At 69.4% G+C, this 18,212-nt stretch carries 20 protein-coding genes, 2 tRNA genes and 1 pseudogene; 19 read left to right on the forward strand and 4 right to left on the reverse strand.

Features of this window, described 5'->3' with window-relative positions:
- Positions 1–66: 66 nt before the first annotated feature.
- The 8 genes from ACFY2Q_RS28885 to ACFY2Q_RS28920 all read left to right on the forward strand — a co-directional run bounded on the left by ACFY2Q_RS28885 (position 67) and on the right by ACFY2Q_RS28920 (position 6,636).
- Positions 67–771, forward strand: a complete 705-nt coding sequence (locus ACFY2Q_RS28885; protein ID WP_387135751.1) for a tetratricopeptide repeat protein — start codon at positions 67–69, stop codon at positions 769–771.
- Between the two features lie 443 nt (positions 772–1,214).
- A complete protein-coding gene (locus ACFY2Q_RS28890; RefSeq protein WP_387135718.1) occupies positions 1,215–1,523 on the forward strand; it encodes a putative quinol monooxygenase in 309 nt (102 codons plus the stop codon).
- Positions 1,520–2,734, forward strand: a complete 1,215-nt coding sequence (locus ACFY2Q_RS28895) for a helix-turn-helix domain-containing protein (RefSeq protein WP_387135720.1) — start codon at positions 1,520–1,522, stop codon at positions 2,732–2,734. The genes ACFY2Q_RS28890 and ACFY2Q_RS28895 overlap by 4 nt, the downstream gene beginning before the upstream one ends.
- Positions 2,735–2,947: 213 nt before the next feature.
- The gene (locus tag ACFY2Q_RS28900) at positions 2,948–3,373 is read left to right on the forward strand and encodes a hypothetical protein (protein ID WP_387135722.1); all 426 of its coding nucleotides are present in this window, start codon (positions 2,948–2,950) and stop codon (positions 3,371–3,373) included.
- 88 nt (positions 3,374–3,461) lie between these two features.
- Positions 3,462–3,926 carry a hypothetical protein gene (locus ACFY2Q_RS28905; RefSeq protein ID WP_387135725.1) on the forward strand — a complete coding sequence of 155 codons (465 nt, stop codon included), beginning with the start codon at positions 3,462–3,464 and terminating at the stop codon, positions 3,924–3,926.
- Positions 3,927–3,929: 3 nt separating this feature from the next.
- A complete protein-coding gene (locus tag ACFY2Q_RS28910; RefSeq protein WP_387135727.1) occupies positions 3,930–5,360 on the forward strand; it encodes an FtsK/SpoIIIE domain-containing protein in 1,431 nt (476 codons plus the stop codon).
- Complete coding sequence (locus tag ACFY2Q_RS28915; RefSeq protein ID WP_387135729.1) at positions 5,357–5,989, forward strand: DUF2637 domain-containing protein; 633 nt, start codon at positions 5,357–5,359, stop codon at positions 5,987–5,989. Before ACFY2Q_RS28910 ends, ACFY2Q_RS28915 begins: the two co-directional genes overlap by 4 nt.
- The gene (locus ACFY2Q_RS28920) at positions 5,986–6,636 is read left to right on the forward strand and encodes a GGDEF domain-containing protein (protein WP_387135731.1); all 651 of its coding nucleotides are present in this window, start codon (positions 5,986–5,988) and stop codon (positions 6,634–6,636) included. Before ACFY2Q_RS28915 ends, ACFY2Q_RS28920 begins: the two co-directional genes overlap by 4 nt.
- A 14-nt stretch (positions 6,637–6,650) precedes the next feature.
- On the opposite strand, the gene ACFY2Q_RS28925 is transcribed toward ACFY2Q_RS28920, so the two are convergent.
- Positions 6,651–6,941: a CPCC family cysteine-rich protein gene (locus tag ACFY2Q_RS28925; protein ID WP_387135733.1), complete on the reverse strand. Its 291-nt coding sequence runs from the start codon at positions 6,939–6,941 to the stop codon at positions 6,651–6,653.
- Between the two features lie 38 nt (positions 6,942–6,979).
- Here ACFY2Q_RS28925 and ACFY2Q_RS28930 point away from each other — a divergent pair, with 38 nt between their 5' ends.
- From ACFY2Q_RS28930 to ACFY2Q_RS28945, 4 genes and pseudogenes are all read left to right on the forward strand, one after another.
- Positions 6,980–8,710 carry a replication initiator gene (locus ACFY2Q_RS28930; protein ID WP_387135735.1) on the forward strand — a complete coding sequence of 577 codons (1,731 nt, stop codon included), beginning with the start codon at positions 6,980–6,982 and terminating at the stop codon, positions 8,708–8,710.
- Positions 8,707–8,925, forward strand: a complete 219-nt coding sequence (locus ACFY2Q_RS28935; RefSeq protein WP_387135737.1) for a helix-turn-helix domain-containing protein — start codon at positions 8,707–8,709, stop codon at positions 8,923–8,925. The genes ACFY2Q_RS28930 and ACFY2Q_RS28935 overlap by 4 nt, the downstream gene beginning before the upstream one ends.
- Positions 8,925–9,287 (forward strand): annotated as a pseudogene (locus ACFY2Q_RS28940) (site-specific integrase); the annotation flags it as partial. The gene ACFY2Q_RS28935 and the pseudogene ACFY2Q_RS28940, both read left to right, overlap by 1 nt.
- A 21-nt stretch (positions 9,288–9,308) precedes the next feature.
- On the forward strand, positions 9,309–10,061 hold the full coding sequence (locus ACFY2Q_RS28945) for a tyrosine-type recombinase/integrase (RefSeq protein ID WP_387135753.1): 753 nt from the start codon (positions 9,309–9,311) through the stop codon (positions 10,059–10,061).
- 92 nt (positions 10,062–10,153) lie between these two features.
- Here the strand turns inward: ACFY2Q_RS28945 and ACFY2Q_RS28950 are convergent.
- Positions 10,154–10,227 (reverse strand) — tRNA-Gly (locus tag ACFY2Q_RS28950).
- Positions 10,228–10,489: 262 nt separating this feature from the next.
- Between ACFY2Q_RS28950 and ACFY2Q_RS28955 the strand changes: the two genes are divergently transcribed.
- From ACFY2Q_RS28955 to clpX, 5 genes are all read left to right on the forward strand, one after another.
- Positions 10,490–10,563: transfer RNA gene (locus tag ACFY2Q_RS28955), tRNA-Pro, on the forward strand.
- 118 nt (positions 10,564–10,681) lie between these two features.
- Complete coding sequence (gene tig / locus ACFY2Q_RS28960; protein ID WP_387135739.1) at positions 10,682–12,028, forward strand: trigger factor; 1,347 nt, start codon at positions 10,682–10,684, stop codon at positions 12,026–12,028.
- Between the two features lie 195 nt (positions 12,029–12,223).
- Positions 12,224–12,865 carry an ATP-dependent Clp protease proteolytic subunit gene (locus ACFY2Q_RS28965; RefSeq protein WP_053652979.1) on the forward strand — a complete coding sequence of 214 codons (642 nt, stop codon included), beginning with the start codon at positions 12,224–12,226 and terminating at the stop codon, positions 12,863–12,865.
- A 10-nt stretch (positions 12,866–12,875) separates the two neighbouring features.
- Positions 12,876–13,538, forward strand: a complete 663-nt coding sequence (locus tag ACFY2Q_RS28970; RefSeq protein ID WP_387135741.1) for an ATP-dependent Clp protease proteolytic subunit — start codon at positions 12,876–12,878, stop codon at positions 13,536–13,538.
- Between the two features lie 211 nt (positions 13,539–13,749).
- On the forward strand, positions 13,750–15,045 hold the full coding sequence (clpX, locus tag ACFY2Q_RS28975) for an ATP-dependent Clp protease ATP-binding subunit ClpX (RefSeq protein WP_074313784.1): 1,296 nt from the start codon (positions 13,750–13,752) through the stop codon (positions 15,043–15,045).
- A gap of 27 nt (positions 15,046–15,072) precedes the next feature.
- Here clpX and ACFY2Q_RS28980 read toward each other — a convergent pair whose 3' ends face one another.
- Entirely contained in the window at positions 15,073–15,696 is a 624-nt protein-coding gene (locus ACFY2Q_RS28980; RefSeq protein WP_387135743.1) for a helix-turn-helix domain-containing protein, read from the reverse strand.
- A 41-nt stretch (positions 15,697–15,737) separates the two neighbouring features.
- Between ACFY2Q_RS28980 and ACFY2Q_RS28985 the strand changes: the two genes are divergently transcribed.
- Together ACFY2Q_RS28985 and ACFY2Q_RS28990 are read left to right on the forward strand one after the other, a co-directional pair.
- On the forward strand, positions 15,738–16,571 hold the full coding sequence (locus tag ACFY2Q_RS28985) for an EamA family transporter (protein ID WP_387135745.1): 834 nt from the start codon (positions 15,738–15,740) through the stop codon (positions 16,569–16,571).
- A gap of 39 nt (positions 16,572–16,610) precedes the next feature.
- A complete protein-coding gene (locus ACFY2Q_RS28990; RefSeq protein WP_387135747.1) occupies positions 16,611–17,408 on the forward strand; it encodes a carbon-nitrogen hydrolase family protein in 798 nt (265 codons plus the stop codon).
- Positions 17,409–17,412: 4 nt separating this feature from the next.
- Here the strand turns inward: ACFY2Q_RS28990 and ACFY2Q_RS28995 are convergent, their stop codons facing one another.
- The gene (locus ACFY2Q_RS28995) at positions 17,413–17,637 is read right to left on the reverse strand and encodes a hypothetical protein (RefSeq protein WP_387135749.1); all 225 of its coding nucleotides are present in this window, start codon (positions 17,635–17,637) and stop codon (positions 17,413–17,415) included.
- Between the last annotated feature and the right edge of the window lie 575 nt (positions 17,638–18,212).

The raw sequence follows: 18,212 nt of genomic DNA on the forward strand, positions 1-18,212 counted from the left end.
TCAACAGCAGTATTCAACGCTTCTCGATCCTGAACTCGCCCTGCCCGGCGGACTTGCTATGAGCCGCTGGCCTCAACTCACCCTGACAGACAGGGGGCCGGCGACCCGACCGGCGCCGCCAACGCCTTCGAGCAGCTCCTCAAAGACCGGCTCCGGGTACGCGGCCCCGATCATCCCGAGACTCTGGCCACACGCCATAACCTCGCCTCCTGGCGCGGCGAGGCCGGCGACCCGACCGGCGCCGCCAACGCCTTCGAGCAACTCCTCACCGATCAGCTTCGGGTATCCGGCACCTACCACCCCACCACCCTGCTCGCCCGGGACAACCTCGCGCATTGGCGCGGCAAAGCCGGCGACCCGACCGGCGCCGCCAACGCCTTCGAGCAACTCCTCACCGACTATCTGCGGGTTTTCGGACCCGACCACCCCGATACCCTCCACGCCCGCCACGGCCTCGCCGACTGGCGCGGCGAGGCAGGTGACCCAACAGGTGCCGCCAACGCCCTCGAACAGCTCCTCACCGACTATCTGCGGGTCCTCGGACCCGACCATCCCCGCACCCTCCAGGCCCGCCACAGCCTCGCCCGCTGGCGCGGCGAGGCAGGTGACCCAACAGGTGCCGCCAACGCCCTCGAACAGCTCCTCACCGACCACCTGCGGGTCCTCGGACCCGACCATCCCCGCACCCTCCAGGCCCGCCACAGCCTCGCCCAGTGGCAGCGTCGCGCACGCGAAGCATCCGCCCAACCGGCTGAACCACAGCGGCCATAGCCAGCACGCATAACACCCGTGATCACTTCGCCATCCCGTCTGCCGCCGACCCACACACCGTGGAGCAGACCAGGGCCAGGGTGACAAGGTGGAGCGCCCTACCGGACGAACGACCTTGTCACCCTGGCCCTGGTCTGCTCGGCTTCGCCTGGGTCGGTGGCTGGCGGGATGGCATCCCACCACCCACGAACCGGAACCGTTCGGCAACTCCATCTCGGAGTCGTCTGGCCCCCGCCGGAGGCATGTCCTTCAATTGGCCGGCGCGCCGGCCGATGCCGGCGCTTGCGCCGCCAGCAGGCCGAGCGCGGCCGGCGCGGCCCGCTTGCGGGCCGCCTTGATCTGATAGAGCGGAATTCGGCAACGCACCACCCTGCATCCGCCTCCCCGCAGCACGGGTACGATGGCACACATAGAGTGCGGGTCTTGTCCCTCGGGAGGTTGCGATGTTTGCGCTGGTGGTTCGGTTCGACCTGAAGGACGAGGACGCTGCGGCGGGCTTCGACCGACTCACGGCAGAGACGCTGCCGGGCATTCAGTCTCTCGAACCAGGGACGCTGGTGTACGCCACGCATCAGGTGGAGGGCGAGCCGCTGGCCCGGGTCTTCTACGAGGTCTACCGGGACCGTGCGGCCTTTGACGAGCACGAGCGGCAGCCGCACACTCTGCGGGCTCTGGCTGAGCGTGAGCAGTACCTGTCGGGAGTCCGCGTGGAGTTCTTGGAGCCGCTGGGCATGAAGGGCGTGACCTCGTGAGCGAGGACGCGAGCGCCGAACGTGCGCTAGGACGGCGCATCGCGTTGCACCGCCAGCGCCGAGGGCTGTCACAGCGGGAGTTCGCCAGTCTGATTGATCGGTCCGAGACGTGGCTGTCCCAGGTCGAGCGGGGGGCGCGGAAGATCGACCGGATGACGGTCCTTGAGCGTCTCGCCCAGGTCCTCGATGTGCCGCTGTCGGAACTGGCCCCTGAGGCTCCGGTGATCGCTGCCGTGCACGAGGAGCCACGGGCGGCAACGGAGCTGAGCCTGGCGTTGAGTTCGAGTCACGCCTTGGCCGCCGTCCTCAGGACAGAATCGCCTCCTGTCGACGTTGACGAGCTGTCGGCTCGGGTTGAGCGGGCGTGGGTCCATACGCACGCTTCGGAGGCCACGCAGGTCGGTGAGCTGCTTGTGCAGTTGCTGCCAGACCTAGAGAGCGCGGCCCGCTCGACCGAAGGGCCGGGGCAGCGGGCCGTCTATACGGCGCTTGCTCGGGCGTACCACGCCTGCGCGGCAGTGCTTTCCACGGTTGGCGACTCGGGGGCTGCTTGGGTCGCAGCGGACCGCGCAATCGCCGCCGCCGAGCGTGCGGAGGACGTGCTCCTCATGGGCGAGGGCGCGTTTCGGCTCACGTTGGTCTTCCAGGCTGCACGACGACTGGACCGGGCGCACCAGACCGCCAGTACGGCGGCAGCGGCCCTGGAGGACCGCGCGGACGGTGGGGAGCCAGCGGCCCTATCGGTGTTGGGCGCGCTGCATCTCCAACTGGCCATCGTGGCGGCTCGGCAGAACGACGCCGAGCGGGCGTATCGGGAGATTGAGGTAGCTCGACGAGCTGCGGAACGCCTCGGCGGGGACCGCAACGACTACAACACGGAGTTTGGTCCCACCAACGTCGCGCTTCATGAGGTGGCCGTCGCAGTCGAGCTGGGCGATGCCGGTCTTGCTCTGCGAACTGCGGGCACCATCGATCCATCAGTGCTCTCGCCTGAACGGCGGGGGCGGTACCTCATCGACATCGCCCGAGCCCATGGGCAACGGCGCAACCTGGCCGCAGCAGTGGAGGCGCTGACACAGGCCGCCGACTTGACACCTGAGCGGGTGGCGGCGCACCCGCTGGCGCGCGGCCTCGTTGCAGACCTACTGCGGATGGACCAGTCAGAAGATCCAGACCTGCGCACGCTAGCCGAGAGGTTCGGCATGCGCTGACATCTAGCTCTGCCAATAGTCACCACAAGTCGCCCGCTGCTGGCCCCACGCCACGGCGGGCGACTTGTCTGTTTTCTCGATCACCGCATCGACCCGCACTCAAAGTATTGAGCCACACTTAAAGTGCGGGTACCGTCCTCTGTGTGCGGCGAGGCCGCACGAAACGCCAAGTGCCGGCAACGAGCCGGCGGCGACTGAGAGGACATGGAACCGATGGCGATTCCCAACACGATCAAGGTCCCCGTGCCGTTCGATTACGTCTTTCCGCAGGGTGCGCTGTGTCTGGGTGTGGAGCCGGTGACGGACTTCGACAAGCGCGGTCAGGGCGACGACCAGGCGCGGGACAAGGACACGGGCGAGCGCCTGTGGGTGGTCAAGGTCCTGGACCTGGACCCGGAGGCCGGGAAGTTCGGTGGGACGAAGGAAGTCAAGGTGAAGATCGCGGCCCCGGTGCAGCCGGTGCCGCCGGCGTCGAAGATCCCGGGCTATCCGCCGGCGGTGACGTTCTCCGACGTGACGCTGACGCCGTATGTGGACTCGCAGCGGTGCAAGGGGTCGGGGAAGTGCCGGGCGCGTCAGGCGTGGTCGATCCGCGCCGGTGCCATGACCGAACCGGCCGCGATCAAGCAGGCGGCCTGACCACATCTCGACGCGCGGGGCGGGCCTCCTCCGCCAAGACGATTCCCGCCCCGCGTCTGACCCGTTCTCCCTGGAAGGAGTTGGGCTGATGCCCACGGTATCGAACGCTGCCCGGATCGTCGGGAACCCGCGCCCCGCCCCGCACCGTCGCACTCACCGCCGCACGGTGATGCGCCTCGCCGGTCCCGGTATCCGTGCCGCCCGCGAGGTCTACACCACCGTCCCATCCGATGCCGTCCGCGTGGCCGCGCTGGTCGAGATCTCCGCCGCTGCCGCTGCTCTGGCCCGGACGGTGGTGAAGCTGCGCCACCTCGACCCGGACCTGATCGCCCCGCACGTGTCCGACCGTGTCGATCTGCGGGCGGTGCTGGGCCGTGGCCGGTGGCTGCCCACCATGACCCGCCACGTCCCCGCCCCGGAATCCGGGCCGGTCGACCTGGCCGCGCTCCTGCCGGCCCGCCCGCCGGTCCGCCGCCGGGTGGTGCGTCGTCGTCCCGGTACGCCGGGGCAGGGCTCGCTGTTCGCCGCTGCCGCGACGGCCGGGGAGGGCTGAGCGATGCCGTTGGTGAACGTGATCCGGGGTGACCGGATCGACTCAGCTCCGATCAACGTCCGTACCCCGTTCGTTCGCATACCGATGTGGGTGGCCCTGTCTTGGTGGACCGCCAAGGCCCTGGGCCGCCTGGTCCTGGTGCTCATCCGCTTCTGGTACGTCACCGCCCCGGCGGTCTTCTTCGGCTGGCTGTACCTGCGGTTCGGCTGGCTCGGCCCGGTCGGCGTCGTCGCCCTGGTCGCCGCCGCCTCGACAGGGTGGGCGTTCGGGCATCGGTCGTCGTGGCTGCGCTTCGGCTGGTGGCCGGTCCTGTCCCGCTACCGCCGGTGGGTGTACCGCCGCAACTGGCACGCCGCCATGGTCACCGCGAAACTCGCCGTCTCCTTCGACGCCCACACCGTCCTACCCGTCCTGCGCCGCGTCCGCTGCGCCTCGGGCGTGGATGTGGTGACAGTGCGGATGGTGACCGGGCAGATCCCCGACGACTTCGCCAAGGTGGCCGAACGCCTCGCCCACACCTTCGGGGTCCGGCAGGTCAAGGCCGCGCCGGGTCCGCGTCCGGATGTGGTGCTGCTGCACCTGTTCCGCGGTGACCCCCTAGCCAAACTCGTCCGCCCGGTCCCGGTGCCGGCGGTGCCCGAGTTCACCGCCCTGCCCGTGGGGAAGCGGGAGGACGGCGACGGCTACGACCTGCGCCTGTTCGGCACACAAGTGTTGGTCGTGGGCGCCACGGGTTCGGGGAAGGGGTCGGTGATCTGGTCCGTGGTCCGCTCCCTCGCCGCCGGGGTCACCTCCGGACTCGTCCAGGTGTGGGGCCTGGACCCCAAGGGCGGCATGGAACTCGGGATGGGTGCGCCGATGTTCACCCGCTTCGCCCGCAAGGACTACACCGCCATGTGCGAGCTGATCGAGGAAGCCGCCACCGTCGCCAAGGACCGCGCCGGAAAGCTGTACGGCCGCACCCGCCAACACACACCCACCCCGGACGAGCCACTCATCGTCCTGGTCATCGATGAGCTGGCGAACCTGACCGCCTACCTCACCGACCGGCAGCTCAAGGACCGGATCAAGGCCGCCCTGTCGATCCTGCTCAGCCAAGGGCGCGCGGTCGGCGTGCACGTGGTCGCCGCGATCCAGGACCCGCGCAAGGAGGTGCTGCCGTTCCGCGACCTGTTCCCCACCCGCATCGGCCTGCGCCTCGCCGAAGCCGCCCAAGTCGACCTGGTGCTCGGGGAGGGGATGCGCGATCGCGGGGCGCTGTGTGACCGCATCCCGCAGTCCCTGCCAGGTGTCGGGTTCGTCGTGATCGATGGTGACCCGACGCCGATGCGGGTCCGGTTCTCCTACCTGACTGATGACGAGATCCGCGACATGGCCCAGACCTACGGCCGCCTGCGGGTCATCGACGGGGAAGTCCTCGGAGGTGCCGCATGAAGCCCCACCCCACCCACACCCGGGCCGACCGGGTTGAGGGCCTGGTCCTCGTCGTCATCCTCCTGCTCGTCGCCGGGTTCGCCGGGGCCGCCTCCTTCACCCACGTCAAAGACTGGACCCTCGACAACTCCCCGCCCGGCACCGGCGCGTGGTTCGGCTGGGCCAACGCCGTCATCTCCGAACTCGTCCCCGTGGCCGCGCTGCTGACCATCCGCCGCCGACGCCGCGCCCGTCAGTCGATCGGGTACCCGATGTTCCTGCTCGTCGCCGCCGTCGCCCTGTCCCTGTCCGCGCAACTCGCCGTCGCCAAGCCCGGCCTGTCCGGATGGCTGCTGTCCGCCGTCCCGGCGCTGGCGTTCATGGGCCTGTCCAAACTCGTCCTGACCACCGCCCCCACCCCAACCCCTGCCGCCGATCCTGCGCCGGTCCGCCCGGTCGAGCAGCCCGCACCGGCCCGCCCGGTCGAGCAGCCCACCGCGCCGGCTCCTGCGCCGGTCGTGGCTGAGCCCGTCGCCCTGGTCCCCGTCGAGCCGGCTCGCCCGACACCGGTCGCTCCGGTGGCTCCGGTGGCTCCGGCTGCCTTCAACCGCCGCAATGGTGTTCCGCTGATGGGAGAGGTGACCCGATGACCGACCACCTGCTGTCCGGCCTGCTTCTCGTCGCCGTCCTCGCCCTGCTCGCCTGGGATCAGTACCGGCTCTACGTCACCCGCTACGAGCTGGCCGCCCTGCAACGGGCCACCCTCCGGGACCCGCTGACCGGGTTGGCGAACCGTGCTGGCCTCGCCGCCGGCTGGGAACAGCTCGCCGCGCTGCGGCCGTGGGTGGTGGTGGTCGACCTGGACGGCTTCAAGCCGGTCAACGACACCCACGGCCACGCCGCAGGCGACCTGGTCCTCACCGCCGTCGCCTCCCGACTCCGCACCGTCCACGGCATCGCCGCCCGGCTCGGTGGCGACGAGTTCGCTGCCCTGCTCCTGGACCCGAACCCGGCCGCTGCCGCCCGGCAGATGGCCGCCGCGATCGCCGCCCCCGTCCGGCTGCCCTCCGCGGTCACGGTGTCGGTGACTGCGAGCATCGGCCTCGCGCCCGCCAGCCCGTCCGGCCTCGCCGCTGCTCTGGCTGATGCTGACGCGGCCATGTATCGGGCCAAGACGACCCGGGCGGGTGTGGTGGCGTTTGATCCGCTGCGGGATGACCACACCACCCCGACCGCCGACCCCCGGCCGGCCCTGCGGGTCCGTGATCTCGCCACCGGTGTGGGGGTGGGTCGATGAGTGCGCTGGTGCTGTCACGTGATCGGGTACTCGTCGTCGGTGGGCGGGCGCACATGCGCGAGATCCTTCGGATCGGCCGCACCAATCCTCGCAAAGTTCCGCCGCGCATCGGTGAGGCTGAGGTTCCTGTTCGGTCCGCCTCGGACCCGGTCGGCGTCGTGGTCGTCCTGACCGTCGTCCTCCCAGAAGCACACCGCGCAGATCTCGTAGCCGCCTCGCTCATCGAGAGTCAAGTAGCCACAGCAGGGGCAGGCATACGGACCGCTGCCGTGACGAAAGACGTTGACGAATTTCCGTTCCTCCACGGCAGGCATGCTGCCACGTCCCCGACGGCGGTGGGCCGATGACCGTCACCGCGCTGCCCGGCCTCGAACCCGCCCCCGTGGCGGAGACTCCGAGGCCGGGCTCCCGGGCCGCCCGGATGCTCATGCCCCGCTCCGTCGACGTGGTCAAGGACCTGGCCGCCGACTACGGCGTCTGCACCCGACCCGTCTCCCTCCGGCGGACCGACCTCGACTCCGGACAGACCGAAGTCATCGACATGCCCTGCGGCGCCACCCAAGAGGCCAAGTGCCCGGCCTGCGCCACCAAGGCTCGCCGGCTGCGGCAGCAGCAGATCCGCGAGGGCTGGCACCGCGACGACGAACCCGACCCCGGACCCGAGCCCGCCACCGACGCCCAACGCGGCCTCATCGTCGCCCGCGCACACCTCGAATTCGCCCGCGACGAAGCCGCCCGCCTCTCGCAGTGGGACCAGGTCGCGGACCTGGACGACGCAATCGAGGAACTGGAATCACAGATCACCACCGAGGGCATGCGCGGTCGTCCCGCACCACCGCACGCCACCGAGAATCAGGAGGACGGCGACGGCAAGCGGCGGGTCCGCTCCACCAAGCGCCGGCAGGACGCCCCGGACCTGCCTCGCCTCCCGGTGGAGAACCGGACCGTGGGGCGGACCTTCGAGGGTCGGGCCGGCATGGTGTTTCGGCCATCGATGTTCCTGACCCTCACCCTCGGCTCCTACGGCCGCGTCCACACCGACGGCACGCCGGTCGACCCCGACGCCTACGACTACCGGCGGGCCGCCTGGGACGCGGTGCACTTCCCCCGGCTGCTCGATCGGTTCTGGCAGAACCTCAGGCGGGCGATCGGCTGGAACGTCCAGTACGCCGGAGCGGTCGAGCCGCAGCGACGGTTGGCCCCGCACGCGCACTTCGCCATCCGGGGCACCATCCCCCGCGCCTTGGTCCGCCAGGTCGCCGCTGCCACGTATCACCAGGTGTGGTGGCCGTCCGTCGAGCAGCGGATCTACGAACCGGGCAACGTGCCGCAATGGGATGCCGACGCCGCCGGCTACACCGACCCCACCACCGGGGAAGTGCTGCCGTCGTGGGATGAGGCCCTGGACCTGCTCGACGCCGACCCCGACGCCCAACCCGTGCACGTCGCCCGCTTCGGCGTTCAGGTCGACGCCAAAGGTGTGCTTGCGGGCAGCAAGGACGCCGATCGGTGCGTCGGCTACATCACCAAGTACCTGACCAAGCAGGCCGCCGACTGCCACGAGGTGACCACCGGCCGGCAGCGGGCGCACCTGGAACGGCTCTGGCAGGAACTGCGGCACACGCCGTGCTCGGAGCGGTGCGCTAACTGGCTGCTCTACGGCGTCCAGCCGAAGAAAGCCAAGCAGGGCCTGCGACCGGGCAACTGCAAGAACAAGGTCCACAAGCGCGAAACCCTCGGCATCGGCGGCCGGCGCGTCCTCATCTCCCGACAGTGGTCCGGCAAAACCCTGACCGACCACCGCGCCGACCGACGCGACTGGGTCAAGGCGCTGCTTGGTGTCACCACGGACGCCGACACCGCGCCGGCCGGCGGCGAACAACGCCACGCCTGGGAGTTGGCCAAGCCCACCGACCCGGACGTTGCCCCGCTCGGCCACCGGGTCCTGCGGGCGATATCCGAACGCATTCAATGGCGCGCCCGGCTCGACGCCGCCAGACGGGCCGCCGCCGACCCGCCCGATGTCTCGGCAACCAACCCGAGCCGTCCGAGCCGAGAGGAGGCACGACCGTGACCGATGACCTGCTGACCCCGGCTGAGGTAGCCGCTCGCCTTCGCGCCACACCTCGCTTCGTGCGCCGGCTGGTGGCTGAGCGGCGGATCGCCTACGTCAAGGTCGGGCGCTTCGTGCGGTTCGAGCCTGCTGCCGTAGCCGCCTACATCGAGGCCAACCGGGTCGTGCCCATGACTCGTGCGCAGCTGCGGCGGCACTTCGCGGAGGTGGCCTGATGCCCGCGCGGGGGGGTCGCCGTCGTTTCGGCAACGTCCGTCAGCGGTCGTCAGGCCGTTGGCAGGCCCGGTACTTCGGCCCGGACGGATTGACCCGGACTGCGCCGCACACCTTCGCTACTGAGAAGCAGGCAGAGAAGTGGCTCACCCTGGTCGAGTCGGAGATCATCCGGGGGGAGTGGGTAGCCCCGGAAGCGGGCGAGATAGAACTCTCGGCCTACGGGCAGCGGTGGATCGCTGAACGGAAGCTCGCCCCAAGGACGCGGCAGGGTTACGAGTTCCTGTTTACGCGGCAAGTCGTGCCGTACCTCGGGCACCTGATGCTGGGTGGCATCAAACCGGCGACGATCCGCGCATGGCGTAAGAAGCTCTTGGATGCCGGCGTGCCTGAGCCCCAGGCCGTCAAGGCGTACGCGCTGCTGCGGGCCATCCTCAACACGGCGGTGCGTGAGGATGAAATCCTTCGGCAGAACCCGTGCCGGATCAAGGGCTACGACCAGTACCACACCCCGGAACGACCGACGGCCACGATCGCCCAGGTCTACGCCCTGGCCGACGCGATGCCTGCTCGGTTCTCGGCGCTCGTCGTGGTCGCGGCGCTCTCCGGTCTGCGGTGGGGCGAGCTGGTCGCGCTGCGCCGCCGGGACATCGACCTCGACGCCGGCACGGTCCGGGTCACCCGCAAGCTCGCCGCGCTCCGGAGTCATCTGGAATTCGGGCCGCCCAAGTCGGCGGCCGGGGTCCGGGTCGTCGCCCTGCCAGCCGCCGCCGTGGAGACCTTGCGGGCGCATCTGGCCGAGTTCACCGCCCCCGACGCTGACGCACTGGTCTTCACCGGCGACAAGGGTGCGCTGCTGCGATCCGGCAACTTCGGTCGTGCGGTCAAGTGGCCCCGGACGGTCGCAGCGCTCGGGCTGCCCGGCTTCCACTTCCACGACCTGCGGCACACCGGGAACACCCTCGCCGCAGCCTCTGGCGCGAGCACTCGCGAGCTGATGCAGCGAATGGGGCACGCGAGCATGCGGGCGGCGTTGATCTACCAGCACGCGACCAGCGAGCGGGACCGCGAGATCGCCTCGGCCATGGACCGGCGGATCGCCCGGCAGGTCCGGCGCAAGGGCGGCCAGGGCAGCTAATGGCCCACGGATGGCCCGCAAGATCAGAGTGGGGGAGTGGTCGACTGGCCCAGGATCGGGGGATATCGCCTCTGACCTGGGCCGGGGGCCGGTGGAGCGGGCGACGGGAATCGAACCCGCACCGTCAGTTTGGAAGACTGAAGCTCTACCATTGAGCTACGCCCGCGCGCACCCGCAGCAGCGGATGCGTCGACAGCGTACCCAATGCTCGTGGCCCGCGCGCAGCCGCGCCCACCGCGCCGCGTCGCACGCCTCGAAGATCCACGCAAGGTCGGCGATGTGGCGGCTTCACGGCGTGGGGATGCCGCCACATCGGCGAAACGGTGTGGATCTTCGAGGCTGTGCGCCCGTTTTTGGGGAATCTGTCCCGGTGGGGACGCCCCCGGCACTGCTTGCGGCGCGGCGACGGCATAGACTGCACGTCGCCACGGGGTGTGGCGCAGCTTGGTAGCGCACTCGCTTTGGGAGCGAGGGGCCGTGGGTTCAAATCCCGCCACCCCGACTGTCGTCCGCGTCCGGGTCGCCCCGGGCGCTAGTGGCCGGCCGCGCCGGCTCGCCTACACTCGATGGGCCAATCGATGGCCCAGACTCAAAACCAAGATCCGTCAAGGAGTACGCCTGTGAAGAGCACCGTCGAGACTCTGAGCCCGACGCGCGTGCGGCTCGCCATCGAGGTGCCGTTCGTCGAGCTCGAGCCGAGCCTCAAGAAGGCGTACCGGGAGATCGGTTCGCAGGTCCAGGTCCCGGGTTTCCGCCGGGGCAAGGTGCCGACCGCGGTGATCGACCAGCGGGTGGGCCGGGGCACCGTCCTCAACGAGGCGGTCCAGGATGCCATCCCGGAGAACATCCTCGCCGCGGTGCGTGAGCACGACCTGAAGACGCTTGGTCGTCCGGAGGTCGAGATCACCGAGTTCAACGACGGTGACTCGCTGAACTTCACCGCCGAGGTCGATGTCCGCCCGGAGATCACCCTGCCCGACGCGAGCACCATCGAGGTGACCGTCGACGAGCTGCAGATCGACGAGAGCGAGATCGACGAGCAGGTGAAGAACCTGCGGGAGCGGTTCGCGACCCTCAAGACGGTCGAGCGGGCCGCCGCCGAGGGCGACTACGTGCAGATCGACCTGAACGCGACTGTCGACGGCGAGGACGTGCCGGGCGGTCAGGCCAGCAACATCTCCCACGAGGTGGGCAGCAAGCAGCTCCTGCCGGGTCTGGACGAGGCAGTTGTCGGCCTCGCCGCCGGCGAGGACACCACCTTCACCACCCAGCTGGTCGGCGGCGACTTCGCCGGTCGGGACGCCGACGTGGCGGTGACCGTGCGCACGGTCAAGGAGAAGGAGCTGCCGGAGCTGAACGACGAGTTCGCCCAGATGGCGAGCGAGTTCGACACGATGGAGGAGCTGCGCGGCGACCTGCGGGCGCGGGTCACCCAGGGCAAGCAGGTCGAGCAGATCTACGCCGCCCGGGACAAGGCGCTGGCGCAGCTGGTCGAGGCCGCCGACGTGCCGGCGCCGGAGGGTGTCATCCGCGAGGAGGTCGAGAGCCGCAAGCAGGCAATGGTCGACCAGCTCGAGCGGATCGGCGCCTCCCTTGAGGAATACCTCGCTGCCGAGGAGAAGACCGAGGAGCAGATCGACGCCGAGCTGACCCAGGCGGCGACCGAGGGCGTCAAGGTGCAGCTCCTGCTGGACACGCTTGCCGACGCGGAGGACGTGCAGGTCTCCGACGACGAGTTCGGTCACGAGATCGTGCACCGGGCGCAGCGCGCCGGGATGGCTCCGCAGCAGTACTACGACCAGCTGGTGCGCTCCGGTGCCGCCGCGGCGGTCTTCGGTGACGTGCGGCGGGGCAAGGCGCTCGCGGCCGTCATGGAGCGGATCACGATCAAGGACTCGGCCGGCAACGAGGTCACCCTGGACGCACTGCGCGCCGCCAACGAGGCGGAGCACAACCACGAGCACTGATCGTCGGATGCGGCCGCCGTCCGCCGCTGTGCGGTGGGCGGCGGCCACATTCATTTCCGGGTACGCCCCGGACGCCCGCGCCGCGGGTGCGCCCGACGCAACTGCGCTGAGAGCGAACAGTGCCCCGACCGGGACTCTGCCGCCCCGCACAGCGGTTAGTGTCGGGAAAGACGGTACGGAGAGCGAAGGGCTGCCATGACCGACATGCACATCCCAACGACGTCGCGCAGGGCGATCGATGCCCGCGGTGGCGACTCAATTGGCAACCTCGACGACTCGGTCTACAACCGGTTGCTCAAGGAACGCATCATCTTCCTGGGCAGTGAGGTGACCGACCAGGTCGCCAACCGCATCTGCGCGCAGCTGCTGCTGCTCGCCGCGGAGGACCCGGACCGCGACATCAACCTGTGGATCAACTCGCCGGGTGGCTCGGTCTACTCGGGTATGGCGATCTACGACACCATGCAGTTCATCGACAACGACGTGTCGACAGTGGCGATGGGCATGGCTGCCTCGATGGGTCAGCTGCTGCTCTGCGCGGGCACCAAGGGCAAGCGGTACGCCCTGCCGCACGCCCGGATCATGATGCACCAGCCGTCCGGCGGGCTGGGCGGCACGGCGTCCGACATCGCCATCCAGGCGGAGCAGATGCTCTACACGAAGCGGATGTTCCAGGAGCGCGTCGCGCACCACACCGGCCAGAGCCAGTCGCAGATCGAGGCGGACTCGGACCGGGACCGTTGGTTCACCGCCCAGGAGGCCATGGACTACGGCTTCATCGACAAGGTGATCATCGGGGCCGCACAGGTTCCGGATGGCGCCGGGACCCTGAGCTGAGGAGCTGACGATGACCGATCTGAGCTTGCCGCCCCAGTTCGCGGCCGTGCACAACCGTTACGTGCTGCCGTCGTTCGTCGAGCGCACGTCGTACGGGGTCAAGGAGTCGAACCCGTACAACAAGCTCTTCGAGGACCGGATCATCTTCCTCGGCGTCCAGGTGGACGACGCGTCGGCAAACGACGTGATGGCCCAACTGCTGACGCTTGAGGGCACCGACCCGGACCGCGACATCATCATGTACATCAACTCGCCGGGTGGGTCGTTCACCGCCATGACGGCGATCTACGACACCATGCAGTACGTCCGTCCGGACATCTCGACGGTCTGCCTCGGGCAGGCCGCCAGCGCGGCGGCGGTGCTGTTGTCGGCGGGCACCGCGGGTAAGCGGATGGCGCTGCCGAACTCGCGGATCATCATCCACCAGCCGGCCACCGAGGGCGGCTACGGGCAGGGTTCGGACATCGAGATCCAGGCTCGGGAGATCCTGCGGATGCGGACGCAGCTGGAGGACATGTTGTCCCGCCACTGCAACCGGCCGATCGAGCAGGTTCGCAAGGACATCGACCGTGACAAGATCATGACGGCCGAGGAGTCCAAGGAGTACGGGCTTGTCGACACGATCCTGACCAGCCGCAAGAAGGGTCTGCTGGCGGCCAACGCCGCTCGCTGAGCTGTACCGGGTCAGAGGTTGGCCGGGGCTATCGTTCCCGGCCGACCTCTGACACACCCGTTTTGGGGGTCGGAGAATGTCCCGCCAGCGGGTAACGTCGGGTCCGTACCGCTTCGCCGGTTCGGGCCGGTGGGGTGAACCAAGCCGGACGGCGCGTAGCGTCCGCAGGTCAGGGCCGGGTTTCCGGCCGATGAGTGCAGGGAGAACGTAGGTGGCACGGATCGGTGACGGCGGCGACCTACTGAAATGCTCCTTCTGCGGCAAGTCGCAGAAGCAGGTGAAGAAGCTCATCGCGGGCCCTGGGGTCTACATCTGCGACGAGTGCATCGACCTCTGTAACGAGATCATCGAAGAGGAGTTGGCCGAGTCCGGCGAGGTGAAGTGGGAAGAGCTTCCCAAGCCGATGGAGATCTGCCAGTTCCTCGACAACTACGTGGTGGGGCAGGATCAGGCCAAGAAGGCGCTCGCCGTCGCGGTCTACAACCACTACAAGCGGATCCAGGCTGAGGCGGCCGGTGCGCCGGGCTCCGGCAGTGACGCCGTCGAGCTGGCCAAGTCCAACATCCTGCTGCTCGGCCCGACGGGGTGTGGCAAGACCCACCTGGCGCAGACGCTCGCGCGGATGTTGAACGTCCCGTTCGCCATCGCCGACGCCACCGCGCTCACCGAGGCGGGCTACGTCGGCGAGGATGTGGAGAACATCCTCCTCAAGCTGATCCAGGCCGCCGACTACGACATCAAGCGCGCCGAGACCGGCATCATCTACATCGACGAGGTCGACAAGATCGCCCGCAAGTCGGAGAACCCGTCGATCACGCGGGACGTCTCCGGCGAGGGCGTGCAGCAGGCGCTGCTCAAGATGCTCGAAGGCACTGTGGCGAACGTTCCGCCGCAGGGTGGTCGTAAGCACCCGCACCAGGAGTTCATCCAGATCGACACCACCAACGTGCTGTTCATCTGCGGTGGCGCGTTCGCCGGCCTCGACCAGATCATCGAGTCACGCACCGGGCAGGGCGGCACGGGCTTCGGTGCCCGGCTCCGGTCGGTGTCCGACCGGTCGACCGATGACATCTTCAGCCAGGTCATGCCGGAAGACATGCTCAAGTTCGGCCTGATCCCCGAGTTCGTGGGCCGGCTGCCGGTGATCACCAATGTCCGGAGTCTGGACCGCAGCGCCCTCGTGCGGATCCTCACCGAGCCGCGCAACGCTCTGGTGCGGCAATATCAGCGCCTCTTCGAGCTGGACGGCGTCGAGTTGGAGTTCGACGAGCCGGCCCTGGAGGCGATCGCCGACCAGGCGATGCTGCGCGGCACCGGCGCCCGTGGTCTGCGGGCCATCATCGAGGAGGTTCTGCTCTCCGCGATGTACGAGGTGCCGAGCAACCCCGACGCCGCCCGGGTGCTGATCACCCGCGAGGTCGTCCTGGAGAACGTCAACCCGACTATCGTTCCGCGCGAGTTCACCGGGCGTCGTGCCCGGCGGGACCGCGAGGAGAAGTCGGCCTGATCCTCCCCGCGTCACGCCGGTCGCGTTTCAGTTCTGACGCGGCCGGCGTGATCGCGTTCGGCGGTCCCATTCGCCCGACGGGGTGACCACCACCATCATGAGTCGGGCCGGCTCGTCGGTGTCGTTGCGGTAGCCGTGCTCGCGGTCGGCGTGGAACTCGATCGTCTCGCCCCTCCGGACGGGGTGGTCCTGCCCGTCGACCTGGACGATCACCGCGCCGTCCAGCACGTGCAGCACCTCCCGGGTGCCGCGAGGGTGGTCGGCGGAGCGGTGCCCCTCCCCGGGTGCCAGCCGCCAGTCCCAGAGCTCGACCAGGTCTGGTTCACCCAGCCCGCTCAGCAGGTGGCCGGTGCCGCCGTGCTCGCCCTGCCAGAGCACGGGTGCCTCGGCGGCGGAGCTGATCTTCACGGCCCGTTCCTCGTCGGGCTCCAGCAGCCGCGCGATGTTGACGCCGAACGCGTCCGCGACCCGGCACAGTGTGCCGACGCTGGGGTTGGTGCGGGCGCTCTCGATCTGCACGAGCATCGCCTTGCTCACCCCGGAGCGGCCGGCCAACTCCTCGAAGGACCAGCCACGGGTGGCGCGTAGCTCACGTACCTGTCGGGCCACCGCGGCGGTCACCGCACCGACCCGTCCTGCGGCCTCGGTCATTAAACTATCCCTCACGGTCACTATTATGGTACGACTGTCGCATGCTCCCCATTGTCCTGGCAGCGGTGTCCGCAGTCGCGTTCGGCACCGCCGACTTTGCCGGCGGAAAAGCGTCCCGCCGCGCCGACCCGATCACGGTGACAGTGGTCTCCCAACTGCTGAGCGTCCCGCTGCTCGTCGTTCTGGTGCTTGTCGTACCCGGAGCGCCCACCGTCGGAGACATCGCCTGGGGGCTGCTCGCCGGGGTGGCCGGCGCGGGCGGCGTCATGCTGCTCTACCGGGCACTTGCCGGCGGGATGATGGCCGTCGTGGCACCGATCACCGCGATCACCGCAGCCGTGGTGCCGATCGTCGCCGGCCTCTTCACCGCGTCCTTTCCGGGCGCCCTGGCGCTCACCGGCGCCGGCCTCGCGGTCGTGGCGATCGCTCTGGTCAGCCTGGGGGAGGGCGGCGGTCGGGTTGCCGTCCCGACGCGGCTGGTCGGGCTCGCACTGGCCGCCGGGGCGCTGTTCGGCGTCTTCTTCACCCTCCTGGGCCAGGCCGACGAGAGCGCCGGCATGTGGCCGGTGGCGGCGGTGCGCGCCAGTTCGATCGCGTTCGGCCTCGCGCTCGCCATCGGCACCGGCCGGCGGTTGCGGCTCGGGGGACGGGCTCTGGGTTGGGCGGCGGTCGCCGGCCTGCTCGACGGCGCCGCCAACGCCCTCTTCCTGGCCGCGGCCGCCCGTGGTCACCTCAGCATCGTGGCGGCGCTCGCCGCGCTCTACCCGGCCAGCACTGTGCTCCTCGCCCTCGCGGTCGACCGGGAGCGCCTGCGGCCGATCCAGGTCGCCGGCCTCGGGTTCGCCGCCGGAGCTCTGGTGCTCGCCAGCATCTGACGCTGTCCGCGCCGGCAGCCCCGGCCGTACTCTGGGCTCATGCGCGTCGCCGTATGCCAGCTGAACGCCCGGGACGACCGTAAGGCCAACCTGGCGGCCGCCGAGGTCCTGCTGGAACGCGCCGCCGCCGGCGGCGCGGACCTTGCCATCCTCCCGGAGTACGTCGACTATCTCGGCCCCGCCGCCGGGATGCCCGAACCGGAGCCTGTCGACGGTGAGGTGGGCAGCTTCTTCGCAGGCGTCGCTCGGCGGCTCGGCATCTGGCTGGTTGCCGGCTCGTTCCATGAGGCCGGCCCGGACCGGGAGCACACCTGGAACACCTCGTTGGTCTTCGACCGGACGGGCAGCCTGGCCGCGAGCTATCGCAAGATCCATCTGTACGACGTGGAGATTCCCGGTCGAGTCTCCTACCTGGAGTCGGCGAGCGTCGCTCCCGGCGACCAACCTGTCGTGGTGGACGTCGAAGGGCTCCGGGTCGGGCTGTCGATCTGCTACGACCTTCGTTTCCCGGAGCTGTACCGACGGCTCGCCAGCGAGGGTGGCGCCCACCTGCTCGTGGTTCCGGCGGCGTTCATGCTGCACACCGGCCGCGACCACTGGGAGGTCCTGCTGCGGGCGAGGGCGATCGAGAACCAGTGCTTCGTGGCGGCGGCGGGCCAGACCGGCGACCACGACCCCGGTCGCACCTGCTTCGGGCGGAGCATGGTGGTCGACCCCTGGGGAACGGTTCTCACCCAACTGCCGGACGGCCCCGGGGTGTCCGTCGCCGACCTGGACCTCGACCGGCTTGCCGTGATCCGTGCCGAGCTGCCCAGCCTGGCCAACCGCCGGCTCTGAGCCGTCACCCCTCCAACAGGACGCCGATTGTCGCGAGACCGGCGATCACCCCGGCGGTCACCAGCAGGGCCGTGGTCATCCGGGACATGCCCCGCCGGGCCAGCCGTCCCACCGAGAGCACCAGGACGACAAGCACCACCGCGCCGATCACCACCTGCCAGATCGGCAGGAGGAGGCCGAGCAGTGCTTCCTCGGCGAACACCGTCGCACCCGGCGCGGACTCATCCATGCCTGACACTCTGGCACGCCTGTGCTCCCCGCGTCGCGGGCCGCCCCGGATGCCGTGTGGCCGAAGGCTGATCAAACCAGTGATGAACCCTGATTTGCCTTCTCCGGGCAGCCCGCGTAACTTTCTCTCTGCACGGGGGAGGCCGGACAAACCGGCCGAGAACGGGCGCCAGGCTCGGGGCGGAAACGCCGAGCGAGGCTGGGATCGGGCGGTGCGGAACACTCCGGAAACGGGGTTGCGAACGCGGAGCCGACCGGGTAAGGTTTTGAAGCCGGCAGGAGCCGGGCGGAGAGCCGCGAAGCGGCGATCGGCCGGTCTACGGCTTCCCACGACAGTAACGACCACCGGTTACGGTGTGCGTCATCGTGGGTCCGGACGAACCACATTGATCGCCTCGGATACGAGGTTTTGACAATGCGAGTTCGACCAAGTAGGTTTTAGCAGTTGCCCCGAAACGGGGCCCGTTAAACGGGCTTCCAATCGGTGTGTGGTTGTTCTTTGAGAACTCAACAGGGTGCTTTGTAAAGCCAGTGCCAATTATGATTTATACCCCGGACTGGTCAGTTTTTGCTGGC

Origin of the sequence: Micromonospora sp. NPDC000316, assembly GCF_042898885.1 — a bacterium.
In the GTDB taxonomy this organism is placed as follows: Bacteria; Actinomycetota; Actinomycetes; order Mycobacteriales; family Micromonosporaceae; genus Micromonospora.

Coding starts and splice junctions, on each gene's coding strand:
- ACFY2Q_RS28900 (WP_387135722.1), top strand. CDS start 2,948: ATGGCGATTCCCAACACGATCAAGGTCCCCGTGCCGTTCGATTACGTC.
- ACFY2Q_RS28985 (WP_387135745.1), top strand. CDS start 15,738: ATGCTCCCCATTGTCCTGGCAGCGGTGTCCGCAGTCGCGTTCGGCACC.
- ACFY2Q_RS28970 (WP_387135741.1), top strand. CDS start 12,876: ATGACCGATCTGAGCTTGCCGCCCCAGTTCGCGGCCGTGCACAACCGT.
- ACFY2Q_RS28890 (WP_387135718.1), top strand. CDS start 1,215: ATGTTTGCGCTGGTGGTTCGGTTCGACCTGAAGGACGAGGACGCTGCG.
- ACFY2Q_RS28905 (WP_387135725.1), top strand. CDS start 3,462: ATGCCCACGGTATCGAACGCTGCCCGGATCGTCGGGAACCCGCGCCCC.
- ACFY2Q_RS28990 (WP_387135747.1), top strand. CDS start 16,611: ATGCGCGTCGCCGTATGCCAGCTGAACGCCCGGGACGACCGTAAGGCC.
- ACFY2Q_RS28910 (WP_387135727.1), top strand. CDS start 3,930: ATGCCGTTGGTGAACGTGATCCGGGGTGACCGGATCGACTCAGCTCCG.
- ACFY2Q_RS28995 (WP_387135749.1), bottom strand. CDS start 17,637: ATGGATGAGTCCGCGCCGGGTGCGACGGTGTTCGCCGAGGAAGCACTG.
- ACFY2Q_RS28980 (WP_387135743.1), bottom strand. CDS start 15,696: ATGACCGAGGCCGCAGGACGGGTCGGTGCGGTGACCGCCGCGGTGGCC.
- ACFY2Q_RS28965 (WP_053652979.1), top strand. CDS start 12,224: ATGACCGACATGCACATCCCAACGACGTCGCGCAGGGCGATCGATGCC.
- ACFY2Q_RS28930 (WP_387135735.1), top strand. CDS start 6,980: ATGACCGTCACCGCGCTGCCCGGCCTCGAACCCGCCCCCGTGGCGGAG.
- ACFY2Q_RS28920 (WP_387135731.1), top strand. CDS start 5,986: ATGACCGACCACCTGCTGTCCGGCCTGCTTCTCGTCGCCGTCCTCGCC.
- ACFY2Q_RS28915 (WP_387135729.1), top strand. CDS start 5,357: ATGAAGCCCCACCCCACCCACACCCGGGCCGACCGGGTTGAGGGCCTG.